13 protein-coding genes and 3 rRNA genes are annotated in these 17,014 nt (G+C 67.7%); 12 read left to right on the forward strand and 4 right to left on the reverse strand.

Translation table 11 applies throughout. The annotated features are described in order from the left end of the window. The first annotated feature begins 170 nt into the window (after positions 1–170). Together J116_RS22600 and J116_RS22605 are read left to right on the forward strand one after the other, a co-directional pair. Entirely contained in the window at positions 171–1,316 is a 1,146-nt protein-coding gene (locus J116_RS22600; protein ID WP_023589363.1) for a GAF domain-containing sensor histidine kinase, read from the forward strand. After that, positions 1,309–1,992, forward strand: coding sequence for a response regulator (locus J116_RS22605; RefSeq protein ID WP_023589364.1), 684 nt, complete (start codon positions 1,309–1,311; stop codon positions 1,990–1,992). The genes J116_RS22600 and J116_RS22605 overlap by 8 nt, the downstream gene beginning before the upstream one ends. On the opposite strand, the gene J116_RS22610 is transcribed toward J116_RS22605, so the two are convergent. Next, the gene (locus J116_RS22610) at positions 1,982–2,818 is read right to left on the reverse strand and encodes a hypothetical protein (RefSeq protein WP_079147937.1); all 837 of its coding nucleotides are present in this window, start codon (positions 2,816–2,818) and stop codon (positions 1,982–1,984) included. The two genes, J116_RS22605 and J116_RS22610, sit on opposite strands and share 11 nt — an antisense overlap. Positions 2,819–2,966: 148 nt before the next feature. Here J116_RS22610 and J116_RS22615 point away from each other — a divergent pair, with 148 nt between their 5' ends. The 4 genes from J116_RS22615 to J116_RS22630 all read left to right on the forward strand — a co-directional run bounded on the left by J116_RS22615 (position 2,967) and on the right by J116_RS22630 (position 6,277). Next, positions 2,967–3,758, forward strand: a complete 792-nt coding sequence (locus J116_RS22615; protein WP_023589366.1) for an ABC transporter ATP-binding protein — start codon at positions 2,967–2,969, stop codon at positions 3,756–3,758. A 133-nt stretch (positions 3,759–3,891) separates the two neighbouring features. Beyond that, entirely contained in the window at positions 3,892–4,320 is a 429-nt protein-coding gene (locus J116_RS22620) for an NfeD family protein (protein WP_023589367.1), read from the forward strand. 130 nt (positions 4,321–4,450) lie between these two features. Further along, on the forward strand, positions 4,451–5,386 hold the full coding sequence (locus tag J116_RS22625) for an SPFH domain-containing protein (RefSeq protein WP_023589368.1): 936 nt from the start codon (positions 4,451–4,453) through the stop codon (positions 5,384–5,386). Positions 5,387–5,506: 120 nt separating this feature from the next. Then, on the forward strand, positions 5,507–6,277 hold the full coding sequence (locus tag J116_RS22630) for a sulfite exporter TauE/SafE family protein (protein WP_023589369.1): 771 nt from the start codon (positions 5,507–5,509) through the stop codon (positions 6,275–6,277). Positions 6,278–6,348: 71 nt separating this feature from the next. On the opposite strand, the gene J116_RS22635 is transcribed toward J116_RS22630, so the two are convergent. The 3 genes from J116_RS22635 to J116_RS22645 form a co-directional block, all read right to left on the reverse strand. Further along, positions 6,349–6,870, reverse strand: coding sequence for an HNH endonuclease (locus tag J116_RS22635; RefSeq protein WP_023589370.1), 522 nt, complete (start codon positions 6,868–6,870; stop codon positions 6,349–6,351). 151 nt (positions 6,871–7,021) lie between these two features. Continuing rightward, entirely contained in the window at positions 7,022–7,564 is a 543-nt protein-coding gene (locus J116_RS22640) for a YbhB/YbcL family Raf kinase inhibitor-like protein (RefSeq protein WP_023589371.1), read from the reverse strand. Positions 7,565–7,613: 49 nt separating this feature from the next. Next, positions 7,614–8,396, reverse strand: coding sequence for a sporulation protein (locus J116_RS22645; RefSeq protein ID WP_023589372.1), 783 nt, complete (start codon positions 8,394–8,396; stop codon positions 7,614–7,616). A gap of 91 nt (positions 8,397–8,487) precedes the next feature. On the opposite strand from J116_RS22645, the gene J116_RS22650 reads away from it, so the two are divergent. The 6 genes from J116_RS22650 (at position 8,488) to J116_RS30470 (ending at position 16,917) form a co-directional block, all read left to right on the forward strand. After that, positions 8,488–9,129: a DNA-3-methyladenine glycosylase gene (locus J116_RS22650; RefSeq protein ID WP_023589373.1), complete on the forward strand. Its 642-nt coding sequence runs from the start codon at positions 8,488–8,490 to the stop codon at positions 9,127–9,129. A gap of 515 nt (positions 9,130–9,644) precedes the next feature. After that, positions 9,645–11,172: ribosomal RNA gene (locus J116_RS22655) — 16S ribosomal RNA — on the forward strand. A gap of 309 nt (positions 11,173–11,481) precedes the next feature. After that, positions 11,482–14,603 (forward strand): 23S ribosomal RNA (locus J116_RS22660). 107 nt (positions 14,604–14,710) lie between these two features. Continuing rightward, positions 14,711–14,827: ribosomal RNA gene (rrf, locus tag J116_RS22665) — 5S ribosomal RNA — on the forward strand. The 16S, 23S and 5S rRNA genes sit together here, the layout of an rRNA operon. A 231-nt stretch (positions 14,828–15,058) precedes the next feature. After that, complete coding sequence (locus tag J116_RS30465; RefSeq protein ID WP_201258823.1) at positions 15,059–16,165, forward strand: hypothetical protein; 1,107 nt, start codon at positions 15,059–15,061, stop codon at positions 16,163–16,165. Further along, entirely contained in the window at positions 16,147–16,917 is a 771-nt protein-coding gene (locus J116_RS30470; protein WP_201258824.1) for a tetratricopeptide repeat protein, read from the forward strand. The genes J116_RS30465 and J116_RS30470 overlap by 19 nt, the downstream gene beginning before the upstream one ends. Positions 16,918–17,014: the final 97 nt, after the last annotated feature.

Below are 17,014 nucleotides of genomic sequence, written 5' to 3' on the forward strand. Positions count from 1 at the left end.
CCCCCCGCCGCCCTCACCGCCTGTTGCGACAGCAATGCGTTGCGTAAGCCGCATTTCCGGGCATCCACGGGCATCCGGGAGCATCCGGCGGAGGGCCTAGGACCCCGGACCCAGGCACCGCCGTCCGCAGGCGGATACGGAGTGTCACACCCCGTCGGTACGGTGAACGCATGACCGACCGACCCCGCTCCGGCATCGCCGCGGTGAGCACGGCCCTGCTGGAGATGAGCAGGCAGCTGGAGGTCCGCGACGTCCTCAAGACGATCGTGGCCTCCGCCCGCGACCTGCTCGACGCCGAGTACGCCGCCCTCGGCGTCCCCGACGACCACGGCGGCTTCGCCCAGTTCGTCGTGGACGGCGTCAGCGACGAGCAGTGGAAGGCCATCGGCCCCCTGCCCCGGCAGCACGGCATCCTCGCCGCCATGCTCCACAGCGAGCGGCCCGAGCGCCTCGCCGACGTCCGCGAGGACCCCCGCTTCGAGGGCTGGCCCAGCACCCACCCCGACATGTCGGACTTCCTCGGCCTGCCCGTCCGCGACGGCGACGAGACGATCGCCGCGCTGTTCCTCGCCAACAAGCGCTGCCCCTCACCCGACGGCGGCTGCGGCTTCACCGCCGAGGACGAGGAGCTGCTCGGCATCCTCGCCCAGCACGCCGCCATCGCCCTCACCAACGCCCGCCTCTACGAGCGCAGCCGCGAGCTGACCATCGCCGAGGAGCGCTCCCGCCTGGCCCACGAGCTGCACGACGCCGTCAGCCAGAAGCTGTTCTCCCTGCGCCTCACCGCCCAGGCCGCCGCCGCTCTCGTCGACCGCGACCCCGCCCGCGCCAAGGGCGAGCTCCAGCAGGTCGCCGCCCTCGCCGCCGAGGCCGCCGACGAACTGCGCGCCGCCGTCGTGGAGCTGCGCCCCGCCGCCCTCGACGAGGACGGCCTGGTCCACACCCTGCGCACCCACGTCCAGGTGCTCGACCGGGCCCACACGGCCCGCGTCACCTTCGACGGCGGCGGCATACGGGCCCTCCCCGCCGCCCAGGAGGAAGCGCTCCTCCGCGTCGCCCAGGAGGCCCTGCACAACGCCCTGCGCCACTCCGGCGCCACCCGGGTCGCCGTCCGCCTCGCCCGGCACGGCCAGGGCGCCCGCCTCACCGTCACCGACGACGGCAAGGGCTTCGACCCGCGCGCCGTCCGCCGCGCCGGCCGCCACCTGGGCCTCGTGTCCATGCGCGACCGGGCGAGCGGCGTCGGCGGCGCACTCACCGTGCACTCGGCGCCCGGCGAGGGCACCACGATCGAGATGGAGGTCCCCGGTGGCTGACCACGAGACCGAAGACACCGCGCGAGCGGGGGAGGGGCGCGCCATCCGCGTCCTCCTCGTCGACGACCACCAGGTCGTCCGCCGCGGACTGCGCACCTTCCTGGAGGTCCAGGACGACATCGAGGTCGTCGGCGAGGCGGCCGACGGCTCCGAGGGCGTCGCCCGGACGGAGGAGCTGCGGCCCGACGTCGTCCTCATGGACGTGAAGATGCCCGGCACGGACGGCATCGAGGCCCTCCGCAAGCTCCGCGACCTGGGCAATCCGGCGAAGGTGCTGATCGTCACCAGCTTCACCGAGCAGCGCACGGTCGTCCCCGCCCTCCGCGCGGGCGCCGCCGGGTACGTATACAAGGACATCGACCCGGACGCCCTGGCCGGCGCCATCCGCTCCGTCCACGCGGGCCACGTCCTGCTCCAGCCCGAGGTGGCCGGGGCGCTCCTCAGCCAGGAGGAGAGCAACGGCGGGTCCGGCGGCCGCAGCGGCACCCTCACCGAACGGGAGCGCGAGGTCCTCGGCCTGATCGCCGACGGCCGCTCCAACCGCGAGATCGCCCGCGCCCTGGTCCTCTCCGAGAAGACGGTGAAGACCCACGTCTCCAACATCCTCATGAAACTGGACCTGGCCGACCGCACCCAGGCCGCCCTCTGGGCGGTCCGCCACAACCTCACCGACTGACCGCTGCGACCCGGCGGGGCCGATCGGCGGGGGGGGGGCAGGGCCTGCCCCGCTCACGCTCCTCCACATACGCGTTGAACGCCGCCACCAGCGCCCGCCGCGCCACCCGCTCCACCGGCCGCAGCGCCTCCCCCCGCGCCGCCATCTCCGCCGCGCTCACCGCGCCCCCGTGCCCGTTCTCGTACGCCAGCGACACCAGCAGCACCACCCGCCGTGCCAGCTCCAGCACCCGCGCCGCCCGCGGCGGATACCCCGGCGCCAGCACCTCGCCCCCCGCGTGCGCCCGCGCCCGGTACGCGTCCAGCGCCGCCTCCGCCACCGGACCCGACGCCGCCACGTTCAGCCGCGTCAGCACCACCGTCGCCTCCCGCAGCGCCTCCGCCAGCTCCCGCTCCGCCTCGCCCAGCGACGGCACGTCCGCGGGCGGTGCCTCCCGCACCGGCAGGCAGTGCCACACGACCTCCACGTGCGGGTCCCCTGCCGGACCCACCTCGGTCACCTCCGGTACGAGCCCGAACCCGGCCCCGTACCCGACGGCGGCCTCCTCCGCCTCCAGCGCCCGCGCGTTGAACTCCGGCGGCCCGCTCAGCCCCAGCGGATGCCCCGGCGCGGGCAGCGCCACCCGCCACCCGGCGATCCCCAGCGACCGCAGCCGCCCCAGCGCCAGCGTCAGCCCCACGGGCCCCGACTCACCCGGAAGCCCCTCCACCCGGTGCCGCGCGTCGTCCCCGACGATCGCGCCCACCGCCTCGTCGGGCGACACCAAACCGGCCAGCAGGGCGTTCCCCCATGCGGCCAACCGTCCTGAACGTGGTTCCGAAAGCATGGTCCCCACCCTAGGTTCCGGCCCCACGGGTACGGGCCCCACCACAGGTGGCGTAGGTTTTCCCTGGGAACCTGCGCCCGCCGCCACCGCGGCGGTCCGCGCGAGTGCCGAAGACGAAGCAACGACCGCAAGGGGAGACAACGCGCTCATGAGCGATGTACTGGAGCTGGTGGACGTATCCGTGGTCCGCGACGGACGCGCTCTGGTGGACGAGGTCTCCTGGTCGGTCAAGGAGGGCGAGCGCTGGGCCATCCTCGGCCCCAACGGCGCCGGCAAGACCACCCTTCTGAACGTCGCCTCCACCTACCTCTTCCCCACCCGCGGCACCGCCCGGATCCTCGGCGACGAGCTGGGCAAGGTGGACGTCTTCGACCTGCGCCCCCGCGTCAGCATGGCCGGCATCGCCATGGCCGAGAAGCTCCCCAAGGGCCAGAGCGTCCTCCAGACGGTCCTCACCGCCGCGTACGGCATGACCGCCACCTGGCGCGAGGACTACGACGCCGTGGACGAGGACCGGGCCCGCGCCTTCCTCGACCGCCTCGGCATGTCCGACTTCCTCGACCGCAGGTTCGGCACCCTCTCCGAGGGCGAGCGCAAGCGGACCCTCATCGCCCGCGCCCTGATGACCGATCCCGAGCTGCTCCTCCTGGACGAGCCCGCCGCGGGCCTCGACCTCGGCGGCCGCGAGGACCTCGTCCGGCGCCTCGGCCGCCTCGCCCGCGACCCGTACGCCCCTTCCATGGTCATGGTCACGCACCACGTCGAGGAGATCCCGCCGGGCTTCACCCACGTCCTGATGATCCGTCAGGGCAAGGTCCTCGCCGCCGGGCCCGTGGAGACCGAGCTCACCTCCAGGAACCTCAGCCACTGCTTCGGCCTGCCCCTCGTCGTCGAGCGCGTCGGCGACCGCTACACCGCCCAGGGCCTCCCCCTCGGCTGACCCCCACCCCCCTGAAGGGACACCCAGGAGCCTCCCGAAGGGACCGCCCCGGGCGTCCGCCCCCGAAGGGCCCGCGTCCGCCGGGCCCTTCGGCGCCCTGTCCCCGACGGGCCCGCGCACCTACCATGACGATGTGGACATCGACGCATGGGTCTGGTGGCTGATCGCGGCGGTGGGGCTCGGCATCCCGCTCGTCATCACCGCGATGCCCGAATTCGGCATGTTCTCCGTCGGGGCGGTCGCGGGCGCCCTCACCGCGGGACTCGGCTTCGGAGTGGTGGCCCAGGTCATCGTCTTCGTCGTCGTCTCCGTCGCGCTCCTCGCCGTCGTACGCCCCATCGCGGCCAGACACCGCGCGGGCCAACCGGCACACGCCACCGGGGTGGACGCCCTGAAGGGCCGCCAAGCCGTGGTCCTGGAACGGGTCGACGCCTCCGGCGGACGCGTCAAGCTCGCCGGCGAGGTCTGGTCCGCCCGCTCCTACAGCCCCGACCAGGTCTACGAACCGGGCCGGCAGGTGGACGTGGTCGAGATCGACGGCGCGACCGCCGTCGTGCTCTGACGAAGCGTCAACAACGGCTGTACGTCGGCCGTTGGCCGGGCCGAACCGGCCGAAGCACCGACATGACCGCCCGCCGTCTGGGAAAATCGATCACCGACAACAACCGGCAGCGAAGGGCACGGAGAGCACGATGCCATCAGTCATCATCGTTCTGGTCATTCTGGTGGTGCTTGTCTTCATCGCCCTGATCAAAACGATCCAGGTGATCCCCCAGGCAAGCGCCGCCATCGTCGAGCGCTTCGGCCGCTACACCCGCACCCTCAACGCGGGCCTCAACATCGTCGTGCCGTTCATCGACACGATCCGCAACCGGATCGACCTGCGCGAACAGGTCGTCCCCTTCCCGCCCCAGCCCGTCATCACCCAGGACAACCTGGTCGTCAACATCGACACGGTCATCTACTACCAGGTGACCGACGCCCGCGCCGCGACCTACGAGGTCGCCAGCTACATCCAGGCCATCGAACAGCTCACCGTCACCACGCTGCGCAACATCATCGGCGGCATGGACCTGGAGCGCACCCTCACCTCCCGCGAGGAGATCAACGCGGCCCTGCGCGGCGTCCTCGACGAGGCCACCGGCAAGTGGGGCATCCGCGTCAACCGCGTCGAGCTGAAGGCCATCGAGCCGCCCACCTCCATCCAGGACTCGATGGAGAAGCAGATGCGCGCCGACCGCGACAAGCGCGCCGCGATCCTCACGGCCGAGGGCATCCGCCAGTCCCAGATCCTCACCGCCGAGGGCGAGAAGCAGTCCGCCATCCTCCGCGCCGAGGGCGAGGCCAAGGCCGCGGCCCTGCGCGCCGAGGGCGAGGCCCAGGCGGTCCGCACGGTGTTCGAGGCCATCCACGCCGGGGACCCCGACCAGAAGCTGCTCTCGTACCAGTACCTCCAGATGCTCCCGAAGATCGCCGAAGGCGACGCCAACAAGCTCTGGATCGTGCCCAGCGAGATCGGCGACGCCCTCAAGGGCCTCTCCGGCGCCTTCGGCAACCTCGGCAACGGCGCCCCCGGTTTCGACACCTCCGCCAAGGAACAGCGCCGGGAGAACCCGCCCGTGGACTGACGGGAACAGCCCGCGCCCGCGTCCCGGAGCCCACCGACCACGGACCGGACACCCGGTCGACTCACCCCCGTGCCCTCGTGCATGATCGGTTCATACACCACCGATCCGCACGGGGGCACAGTGACGTACTGGGAGATGCTCGCCGTCTTCGCGGCCGGTATCGGCGCGGGCACCATCAACACGATCGTCGGATCGGGCACGCTCATCACGTTCCCCGTCCTCCTGGCCACCGGCCTCCCCCCGGTCACCGCCACGGTCTCCAACGCCCTCGGCCTGATCCCCGGCTCCATCAGCGGCGCCATCGGCTACCGCGCCGAACTCACCGGCCAGCGCGACCGCGTCCTGCGCCTCGCCGTCGCCGCCGCCGTCGGCGGGCTCGGCGGCGCCATCCTCCTCACGGTCCTGCCCCCCACGGCCTTCGAGACGATCGTCCCCGTCCTCGTCGCCCTCGCACTGGTCCTGGTCATCTTCCAGCCCCGCATCACCCGCGCCGTCCAGGCCCGCCGCGAACGCGACGGCCGCACCGACGCCCCCCAGCACGGCGGTCCCCTCCTCTTCACCGGCATGCTCCTCGCCAGCGTCTACGGCGGGTACTTCACCGCCGCCCAGGGGATCATCTACCTCTCCCTCATGGGCATGCTCATCGACGACAGCCTCCAGCGCCTCAACGCCACCAAGAACATCCTCGCCGCCGTCGTCAACACGATCGCCGCCCTGTTCTTCGTCTTCGCCGCCGACTTCGACTGGACCGCCGTCGCCCTCATCGCCGTCGGCTCCACCATCGGTGGCCAGCTCGGCGCACGCGTCGGCCGCCGTCTCCCCGCCAAGGCCCTGCGCGCCCTCATCGTCGTCATCGGCAGCGCCGCGATCATCCAGCTCGTCACCCGGTGAACGAAGGAGCCCGCCCCCGGCACCACCCGGGAACGGGCTCCCTCCACGCACACGACAGCCGCAGCGAACACTCAGGCCGCGGCCGCCTCCGGCCGCTGCGCCGTCAGCCACTCCGGCAGCTCCGCCCGCTCACCCGCACGCAACGACAGCAGCATCGCGTCCGCCGGGCTCGGCACGAACGGCCGGTGCAGCAGCGGCATCCCCGCCTCCTCCGGCGTCCGGTCCGCCTTGCGGTGGTTGTCCTCCGCGCACGACGCCACCGTGTTCAGCCAGCTGTCCGCACCGCCTTGCGACTTCGGTACGACATGGTCCACCGTCGTCGCCCGCCGCCCGCAGTACGCGCACCGGTGCCGGTCCCGCGCCAGCACACCCCGACGCGACCACGGCGCTTGTCTTCGGAACGGCACCCGCACGTACCGGCACAACCGGATCACCCGCGGCACGGGCAGCTCCATCGCGGCGGCCCTCAGCCGAAGCCCCGGATGAGCCTGCTCGACGACGGCCTTGTCCTGGAGCACCAGCACCACCGCCCGGTGCAGCGACACCGTCGACAGCGGCTCGAAGCTCGCGTTGAGAACCAGCGTGTCCCGCATTGCGCCCACCTCCGTGTGCCGGCCGTCCCCCTGACGCGCCTGGACCAACTCTGGCGGGGCGGCACCGACGGGACAACGCAATATCCGCGGCACGAAAATGCCCGCCTCCGGCCTACCCCAGGCCAGAAGCGGGCGAACGGCGGGCGAACTCTCAGCCCTCCGCGGGTGTCTCGTACTCCCCTATCAGCTGCGCGCGCGCCAGAGTGTGGAAGCGCAGGTTGAAGCCGACGACCGCGGGCGACGCGTCCGCGTCCGGCCCCAGCTTCTCCTGGTCCACCGCGTACACGGTGAACACATACCGGTGCGGCCCGTCCCCGGCCGGCGGCGCGGCACCGCCGAAGTCCCTCGTCCCGTAGTCGTTGCGGACGTGCGTCGCACCCTCGGGCAGACCCTCGGACTTCGTCGCGCCGCCCGCGCCCGCCGGCAGTTCCGTCACCGAGGCGGGGATGTCGAACAGCACCCAGTGCCAGAAGCCGCTGCCCGTCGGCGCGTCCGGGTCGAAGCACGTCACCGCGAAGCTCTTGGTCTCCGCGGGGAACCCCTCCCACCGCAGGTGCGGCGACGTGTTGCCCTTCGCGTACACCTGCGCGTCCGCCAGCACACCGCCCGGCGCCACGTCGTCGCTCACCACGGTGAACGACGGCACCGCCGGGTGGAAGTCGTGGGGGAGCGGCGGCCTCTTCGCCTCGATCACGTCAGAACCTCCGATCGCTTCGGAACCTGGAAAGCTCGAACCCCAGAGCCTAGAGCCAGTTGCGGCGCCCACCGACATCGGCGAGCCACTGGTTCAGGTACGCCGCCCAGTCGGTGTTCTGATAGTCGTTGAGCCCGACGACGAACGAGCGGAACGAGTCGCTGCCCTCCGCGAACAGCCCGCCCTTCTTGTCCATCTCCAGCACGACGTCCATCGCCTGGTCGTCGGCGACGAACGACAGCTCGACCTGGTTAAGCCCCCGGTACTGCTGCGGCGGCAGGAACTCGATCTCCTGGTAGAACGGCAGCCGCTGCCGCGTCCCCCGGATGTGACCCCGCTCCATGTCGGCGCTCTTGAACCGGAAGCCCAGCCGGACGAACGCGTCCAGGATCGCCTGCTGCGCCGGCAGCGGGTGCACGCTGATCGGGTCCAGGTCGCCGGAGTCCACGGCACGCGCGATCGCCAGCTCCGTCGTCACCCCGATGTCCATGCCCCGCAGCTGCTGCCCGCCGATGCAGGTGACGGGCGTCTCCCACGGGATCTCCAGACCGAACGGCACCACGTGCACCGCCCCGGCCTGCACGGTGAAGGCGCCACCGATCTGCGTCTTGCTGAACTCGATGTCCTGCCTGACCTCCTGGTCGCCGCCCTCGACCTCGACCCGCGCCTGGAGCCCGAGCGACAGGCTCTGGATGTCCTGCGCCACCGAGCCGCCCTCGATCCGCACCTCGCCCTGGACGACACCGCCGGGCACCACGTTCGACTCGGTCAGCACCGTCTCGACGTTCGCCCCGCCCGCCCCCAGGCTCGCGAGCAGCTTCTTGAAGCCCATGTCCACTCCTTCTCGGTCCTAAAGCTCACCTACGCGTACGCGCGAACGACCGTAGCCGGTTCCCCGCGCCACCCCAGTACGCTCGTACAACATGATCGAGAGCCCCGACCGTACGCCGCTGCCCCGGGACTTCTTCGACCGCCCCGTACTGGAGGTCGCCCCGGACCTGCTGGGCCGCACCCTGGTACGGATGACGGACGACGGACCCATCGAGCTCCGCCTCACGGAAGTGGAGGCGTACGCGGGTGAGGCCGACCCCGGTTCGCACGCCTACCGGGGCCGCACGGCGAGGAACGCCGTCATGTTCGGCCCGCCCGGTCACGCGTACGTGTACTTCACCTACGGGATGTGGCACTGCCTGAACCTGGTCTGCGGTCCCGAGGGCCGCGCGAGCGGGGTGCTGCTGCGCGCGGGCGAGATCCGCGTGGGCCACGACCTGGCCCGCCGCCGTCGTATTTCGGCCCGGTACGACAAGGAACTGGCCAAGGGCCCGGCCCGCCTCGCCACGGCCCTGGACGTGGACCGCACCCTGGACGGTACCGACGCGTGCGCCGGCCCGAAGTCGCCGCTGTCCGTACTGACGGGCACCCCGGTCCCGTCCGACCAGGTACGGAACGGGCCGCGCACCGGAGTGGGCGGCGAGGGGGCGGTCCACCCGTGGCGCTTCTGGGTCGACGGGGACCCCACGGTCAGCCCGTACCGGGCGCACACGCCCCGCAGGAGGAGGACTTGACTCGCGGAACCGAACCGCCTAATCTCGACCGAGCCGCAGGAGCCGGGGCCGCTGTATCAGCACCCCCGGAGGCGGCCAAACCACTACCTTAGCGATCTTCCCCCTCGGCGGGGGTGGATTCCGGCTTGCCGGAATTTATCGCGAGCCGCTCGATTATGAGCGGCGCGGAGAATCCGCTAAAGTAGCGGAAGCCGAAAGGCAAAGGCCCTCCAACGGCCACCGGAAACGAAATCCGAACCGGAAACGGAACGGAAAAAGAATCTGGTAAGGTTGGAAACACCGAAGGGAAGCGCCCGGAGGAAAGCCCGCAGGGAACTGAGGGTGAGTACAAAGGAAGCGTCCGTTCCTTGAGAACTCAACAGCGTGCCAAAAGTCAACGCCAGATATGTTGATAACCCCGTCTCTCTGAGACGAGGTTCCTTTGAAAAAACACAGCGAGGACGCTGAGAACCGGAAGGACTATTCCTCCTTCGGGTTCCGCTCAACGCGAGTGTCACCGGGATAACCCGGAAGCATTCACGGAGAGTTTGATCCTGGCTCAGGACGAACGCTGGCGGCGTGCTTAACACATGCAAGTCGAACGATGAACCCACTTCGGTGGGGGATTAGTGGCGAACGGGTGAGTAACACGTGGGCAATCTGCCCTGCACTCTGGGACAAGCCCTGGAAACGGGGTCTAATACCGGATACGACCACTTCAGGCATCTGATGGTGGTGGAAAGCTCCGGCGGTGCAGGATGAGCCCGCGGCCTATCAGCTTGTTGGTGAGGTAACGGCTCACCAAGGCGACGACGGGTAGCCGGCCTGAGAGGGCGACCGGCCACACTGGGACTGAGACACGGCCCAGACTCCTACGGGAGGCAGCAGTGGGGAATATTGCACAATGGGCGAAAGCCTGATGCAGCGACGCCGCGTGAGGGATGACGGCCTTCGGGTTGTAAACCTCTTTCAGCAGGGAAGAAGCGAAAGTGACGGTACCTGCAGAAGAAGCGCCGGCTAACTACGTGCCAGCAGCCGCGGTAATACGTAGGGCGCAAGCGTTGTCCGGAATTATTGGGCGTAAAGAGCTCGTAGGCGGCTTGTCGCGTCGGATGTGAAAGCCCGGGGCTTAACCCCGGGTCTGCATTCGATACGGGCAGGCTAGAGTTCGGTAGGGGAGATCGGAATTCCTGGTGTAGCGGTGAAATGCGCAGATATCAGGAGGAACACCGGTGGCGAAGGCGGATCTCTGGGCCGATACTGACGCTGAGGAGCGAAAGCGTGGGGAGCGAACAGGATTAGATACCCTGGTAGTCCACGCCGTAAACGTTGGGAACTAGGTGTGGGCGACATTCCACGTCGTCCGTGCCGCAGCTAACGCATTAAGTTCCCCGCCTGGGGAGTACGGCCGCAAGGCTAAAACTCAAAGGAATTGACGGGGGCCCGCACAAGCGGCGGAGCATGTGGCTTAATTCGACGCAACGCGAAGAACCTTACCAAGGCTTGACATACACCGGAAACACCCAGAGATGGGTGCCCCCTTGTGGTCGGTGTACAGGTGGTGCATGGCTGTCGTCAGCTCGTGTCGTGAGATGTTGGGTTAAGTCCCGCAACGAGCGCAACCCTTGTCCCGTGTTGCCAGCAGGCCCTTGTGGTGCTGGGGACTCACGGGAGACCGCCGGGGTCAACTCGGAGGAAGGTGGGGACGACGTCAAGTCATCATGCCCCTTATGTCTTGGGCTGCACACGTGCTACAATGGCCGGTACAAAGAGCTGCGATACCGTGAGGTGGAGCGAATCTCAAAAAGCCGGTCTCAGTTCGGATTGGGGTCTGCAACTCGACCCCATGAAGTCGGAGTCGCTAGTAATCGCAGATCAGCATTGCTGCGGTGAATACGTTCCCGGGCCTTGTACACACCGCCCGTCACGTCACGAAAGTCGGTAACACCCGAAGCCGGTGGCCCAACCCCTTGTGGGAGGGAGCTGTCGAAGGTGGGACTGGCGATTGGGACGAAGTCGTAACAAGGTAGCCGTACCGGAAGGTGCGGCTGGATCACCTCCTTTCTAAGGAGCACTTCTTACCGGGCTTCGGCCTGGTCAGAGGCCAGAACATCAGCGAATGTCTGATGCTGGTTGCTCATGGGTGGAACGTTGACTATTCGGCACGATTCTTCAAAGCCTTCTGTTAGTACTGCTTCGGCGTGGAACACAGGAAGAGTGGCGGAGATCGTGCCGGGCGCGCTGTTGGGTGTCTGAGGGTGCGAGCGCTGCTCGCCCTTCGAACGCCGGCCCCAGTGAACTCGCCGCGGTTGCGGTGGGGTGATGGGTGGCTGGTCGTTGCTTGAGAACTGCACAGTGGACGCGAGCATCTGTGGCCAAGTTTTTAAGGGCGCACGGTGGATGCCTTGGCACCAGGAACCGATGAAGGACGTGGGAGGCCGCGATAGGCCCCGGGGAGCTGTCAACCAAGCTTTGATCCGGGGGTGTCCGAATGGGGAAACCCGGCAGTCGTCATGGGCTGTCACCCTTACCTGAACACATAGGGTAAGTGGAGGGAACGAGGGGAAGTGAAACATCTCAGTACCCTCAGGAAGAGAAAACAACCGTGATTCCGGGAGTAGTGGCGAGCGAAACCGGATGAGGCCAAACCGTATGCGTGTGATACCCGGCAGGGGTTGCGCATGCGGGGTTGTGGGATCTCTCTTTCACGGTCTGCCGGCCGTGAGACGAGTCAGAAACCGTTGATGTAGGCGAAGGACATGCGAAAGGTCCGGCGTAGAGGGTAAGACCCCCGTAGCTGAAACATTGACGGCTCGTTTGAGAGACACCCAAGTAGCACGGGGCCCGAGAAATCCCGTGTGAATCTGGCGGGACCACCCGCTAAGCCTAAATATTCCCTGGTGACCGATAGCGGATAGTACCGTGAGGGAATGGTGAAAAGTACCGCGGGAGCGGAGTGAAATAGTACCTGAAACCGTGTGCCTACAAGCCGTGGGAGCGTCGCTCACATCTTCGGATGTGGGTCGTGACTGCGTGCCTTTTGAAGAATGAGCCTGCGAGTTTGCGGTGTGTTGCGAGGTTAACCCGTGTGGGGAAGCCGTAGCGAAAGCGAGTCCGAACAGGGCGATTCAGTAGCGCGCTCAAGACCCGAAGCGGAGTGATCTAGCCATGGGCAGGTTGAAGCGGAGGTAAGACTTCGTGGAGGACCGAACCCACCAGGGTTGAAAACCTGGGGGATGACCTGTGGTTAGGGGTGAAAGGCCAATCAAACTCCGTGATAGCTGGTTCTCCCCGAAATGCATTTAGGTGCAGCGTCGTGTGTTTCTTGCCGGAGGTAGAGCACTGGATAGGCGATGGGCCCTACCGGGTTACTGACCTTAGCCAAACTCCGAATGCCGGTAAGTGAGAGCGCGGCAGTGAGACTGTGGGGGATAAGCTCCATGGTCGAGAGGGAAACAGCCCAGAGCATCGACTAAGGCCCCTAAGCGTACGCTAAGTGGGAAAGGATGTGGAGTCGCAGAGACAACCAGGAGGTTGGCTTAGAAGCAGCCACCCTTGAAAGAGTGCGTAATAGCTCACTGGTCAAGTGATTCCGCGCCGACAATGTAGCGGGGCTCAAGCGTACCGCCGAAGTCGTGTCATTCCAGCATGAGGGCCAACGCCCGCTGGGATGGGTAGGGGAGCGTCGTGTGCCGGGTGAAGCAGCCGCGGAAGCGAGTTGTGGACGGTTCACGAGTGAGAATGCAGGCATGAGTAGCGATACACACGTGAGAAACGTGTGCGCCGATTGACTAAGGGTTCCTGGGTCAAGCTGATCTGCCCAGGGTAAGTCGGGACCTAAGGCGAGGCCGACAGGCGTAGTCGATGGACAACCGGTTGATATTCCGGTACCCGCTTTGAAGCGCCAGCGCTGAACCCAGCGATGCTAAGCCCGTGAAACCGCCGTGTGCGTCTTCGGACAAGCACGGAGTGGTGGAGCCGGTGGCCCAGACTGGTAGTAGGTGAGCGATGGGGTGACGCAGGAAGGTAGTCCAGCCCGGGCGGTGGTTGTCCCGGGGTAAGGGTGTAGGACGTCACGTAGGCAAATCCGCGTGACACATAGTCTGAGACCTGATGCCGAGCCGATTGTGGTGAAGTGGATGATCCTATGCTGTCGAGAAAAGCCTCTAGCGAGTTTCATGGCGGCCCGTACCCTAAACCGACTCAGGTGGTCAGGTAGAGAATACCGAGGCGTTCGGGTGAACTATGATTAAGGAACTCGGAAAAATGCCCCCGTAACTTCGGGAGAAGGGGGGCCACGCCTGGTGATGGAGTTTACCTCCGGAGCTGGGGGTGGCCGCAGAGACCAGCGAGAAGCGACTGTTTACTAAAAACACAGGTCCGTGCGAAGCCGTAAGGCGATGTATACGGACTGACGCCTGCCCGGTGCTGGAACGTTAAGGGGACCGGTTAGCTTGGATTCGTCCAGGCGAAGCTGAGAACTTAAGCGCCAGTAAACGGCGGTGGTAACTATAACCATCCTAAGGTAGCGAAATTCCTTGTCGGGTAAGTTCCGACCTGCACGAATGGCGTAACGACTTCTCGACTGTCTCAACCATAGGCCCGGTGAAATTGCACTACGAGTAAAGATGCTCGTTTCGCGCAGCAGGACGGAAAGACCCCGGGACCTTTACTACAGTTTGATATTGGTGTTCGGTTCGGCTTGTGTAGGATAGGTGGGAGACTTTGAAGCTGTGACGCCAGTCATGGTGGAGTCGCCGTTGAAATACCACTCTGGTCGTGCTGGATGTCTAACCTGGGTCCGTGATCCGGATCAGGGACAGTGTCTGATGGGTAGTTTAACTGGGGCGGTTGCCTCCTAAAGGGTAACGGAGGCGCCCAAAGGTTCCCTCAGCCTGGTTGGCAATCAGGTGTTGAGTGTAAGTGCACAAGGGAGCTTGACTGTGAGACCGACGGGTCGAGCAGGGACGAAAGTCGGGACTAGTGATCCGGCGGTGGCTTGTGGAAGCGCCGTCGCTCAACGGATAAAAGGTACCCCGGGGATAACAGGCTGATCTTCCCCAAGAGTCCATATCGACGGGATGGTTTGGCACCTCGATGTCGGCTCGTCGCATCCTGGGGCTGGAGTCGGTCCCAAGGGTTGGGCTGTTCGCCCATTAAAGCGGTACGCGAGCTGGGTTTAGAACGTCGTGAGACAGTTCGGTCCCTATCCGCTGTGCGCGTAGGAATATTGAGAAGGGCTGTCCCTAGTACGAGAGGACCGGGACGGACGAACCTCTGGTGTGCCAGTTGTTCTGCCAAGGGCATGGCTGGTTGGCTACGTTCGGGAGGGATAACCGCTGAAAGCATCTAAGCGGGAAGCCTGCTTCGAGATGAGTATTCCCACCTCCTTGAGAGGGTAAGGCTCCCAGTAGACGACTGGGTTGATAGGCCGGATATGGAAGCCCAGTGATGGGTGGAGTTGACCGGTACTAATAGGCCGAGGGCTTGTCCTCAGTTGCTCGCGTCCACTGTGTTGTTCCCGGGTTGCGAACAGTCGCACCGGCACACAACAGATTGTTTCAAGTGAATAGTGTGCTTGTTCGCTCGAACCCAATAGGGTTTCGGTGGTCATAGCGTTAGGGAAACGCCCGGTTACATTCCGAACCCGGAAGCTAAGCCTTTCAGCGCCGATGGTACTGCAGGGGGGACCCTGTGGGAGAGTAGGACGCCGCCGAACAATCTTTCAGGACCCTTGGTCCCAGCGTACATGCTGGGACCAAGGGTCCTTTTTTGTTTCACTTGAAATTGCTCGGAGCGCGGTGGGAGGGCCACTGCGCGAGAATGACTTTGCGGTACCCGAAGACAGGAGCCACACCCATGTCCACCAACTCCCCCGACGACCGTCCGGAGCGCGAGCCTCGTCGCAGGGACGGTGGCGGCGAGCGGGGCGGCTTCCGCGGACCCCGCCGTGACGACGACCGACGCGGCGGCAGCAGCAGCGGTGGCGGCGGCTTCCGTCGTGACGACCGCCGTGATGACCGCAGGGACGACCGTGGCGGGATCCGGCGCAACGACGACCGGCCGCCGTTCCGTCGCGACGACCGCCGTGACGACCGGGGCGGGCACCGCTCCGACGACCGTGGGCCGCGCCGAGACGACCGCCGAGACGACCGGGGCGGTTACCGGCCCGGTGGCGGTGGCGGTTTCCGCCGCGACGACGACCGCCGTGGTGACGACCGCCGTGGTGGCGGCTACCGCTCCGACGACCGTCGGGACGACCGGGGCGGCTTCCAGCGGGACGACCGTGGTCCGCGCCGCGACGACCGCCGCGATGACCGTCGGGACGACCGGGGCGGTTTCCGCCGCGACGACCGGCGTGACGACCGGGGCGGTCACCGCTCCGACGACCGTGGCGGGTTCCGCCGTGACGACCGCCGTGATGACCGCAGGGACGACCGTCGGGACGACCGTGGTGGGTTCCGGCGCGGAGGTGACCGGCCGGCGTTCCCGCGTGACGACCGGGCGCCTCGCCGCGACGACCGTGACCGGGGCGGGTTCCGCGGCGGCCGTGACGACCGCCGTGACGACCGCCGTGACGACCGGGGCGGGTTCCCGCGTGACGAGCGTGCCCCGCGCCGCGACGACCGCGGCGACGACCGCGGCGGGTTCCGGCGCGATGACCGCCGTGATGACCGCAGGGATGACCGGCGTGACGATCGCCGGGATGACCGTGGCGGGTTCCGGCGCAACGACGACCGGCCGCCGTTCCGTCGCGACGACCGCCGTGACGACCGGGGCGGGCACCGCTCCGACGACCGTGGGCCGCGCCGTGACGACGACCGTCGCGGTGGGTTCCGTGGTGGGTTCCGCGGCGGCCGGGACGACCGGCGCGACGACCGTGGCGGGTACCGCTCCGACGACCGTGGGCGCGGCGGGTTCCGCGGGCGGCCCGAGCGTCGGGACGACCGGTACCGCTCCGACGACCGCCGGGACCGTGAGCCCATCAAGCGGCTCCCCATCCCGGACGACGTCACCGGCGACGAGATCGACAAGGACGTGCGGCAGGAGCTGTTGAGCCTGCCCAAGACCCTCGCCGAGGACGTCGCGCGCAACCTGGTGATGGTCGCCAAGCTCATCGACGAGGACCCCGAGAAGGCGTACGCCTACTCGCGGATCGCGCTGCGGCTCGCCTCGCGCGTCGCCGCCGTCCGCGAAGCCGCCGGGTTCGCCGCGTACGCCACGCAGAAGTACGCCGAGGCGCTCGCCGAGTTCCGTGCCGCCCGGCGCATGACCGGCGGCGTCGAGCTGTGGCCCGTCATGGCCGACTGCGAGCGCGGCCTCGGCCGGCCCGAGCGGGCCCTCGCCATGGCCGGTGAGCCCGAGGTACAGAAGCTCGACAAGGCCGGCCAGGTCGAGATGCGGCTCGTCGCCGCCGGCGCCCGCCGCGACATGGACCAGCTCGACGCGGCGATCGTCACCCTCCAGTCGCCCGAGCTCGCCTCCAACTCCGTCCAGCCCTGGACCGCCCGCCTGCGCTACGCGTACGCCGACGCGCTCCTCGCCGCCGGGCGGGAGGACGAGGCCCGCGAATGGTTCGCCAAGGCCCTCGAGTCCGACAAGGACGGCTCCACCGACGCCTCCGACCGGCTCGCCGAACTCGACGGCGTGGAGTTCGTGGACGCCATCGAGGAGGACATCGTCGAGGAGGACGCCGACGAGACCGGTGACGCCGAGACCGGTGACGTCCGGGCTGGTGAGCCGGACCTCGGCTCCGGCCCCCGCGCCGACGACGAGCGGGACGAGCCCGGGGACGCCTCCGAGCGCTGAATCCCGTAGCCGTACGACAGCGGCATGACAAAGGGCGGCACCCCTCGCGGGTGCCGCCCTTTCGCGTTCCGTGACGCAGGCGCAGGGCGCAGGGCAC

Source organism: Streptomyces thermolilacinus SPC6 (genome assembly GCF_000478605.2).
Lineage (GTDB): Bacteria > Actinomycetota > Actinomycetes > Streptomycetales > Streptomycetaceae > Streptomyces > Streptomyces thermolilacinus.

Bases quoted from the DNA above. Each gene is read 5' to 3' on its own strand.
- J116_RS22600 (WP_023589363.1), top strand. From the start codon at position 171: ATGACCGACCGACCCCGCTCCGGCATCGCCGCGGTGAGCACGGCCCTG.
- J116_RS22645 (WP_023589372.1), bottom strand. From the start codon at position 8,396: ATGGGCTTCAAGAAGCTGCTCGCGAGCCTGGGGGCGGGCGGGGCGAAC.
- J116_RS22625 (WP_023589368.1), top strand. From the start codon at position 4,451: ATGCCATCAGTCATCATCGTTCTGGTCATTCTGGTGGTGCTTGTCTTC.
- J116_RS22650 (WP_023589373.1), top strand. From the start codon at position 8,488: ATGATCGAGAGCCCCGACCGTACGCCGCTGCCCCGGGACTTCTTCGAC.
- J116_RS22615 (WP_023589366.1), top strand. From the start codon at position 2,967: ATGAGCGATGTACTGGAGCTGGTGGACGTATCCGTGGTCCGCGACGGA.
- J116_RS22610 (WP_079147937.1), bottom strand. From the start codon at position 2,818: ATGCTTTCGGAACCACGTTCAGGACGGTTGGCCGCATGGGGGAACGCC.
- J116_RS22635 (WP_023589370.1), bottom strand. From the start codon at position 6,870: ATGCGGGACACGCTGGTTCTCAACGCGAGCTTCGAGCCGCTGTCGACG.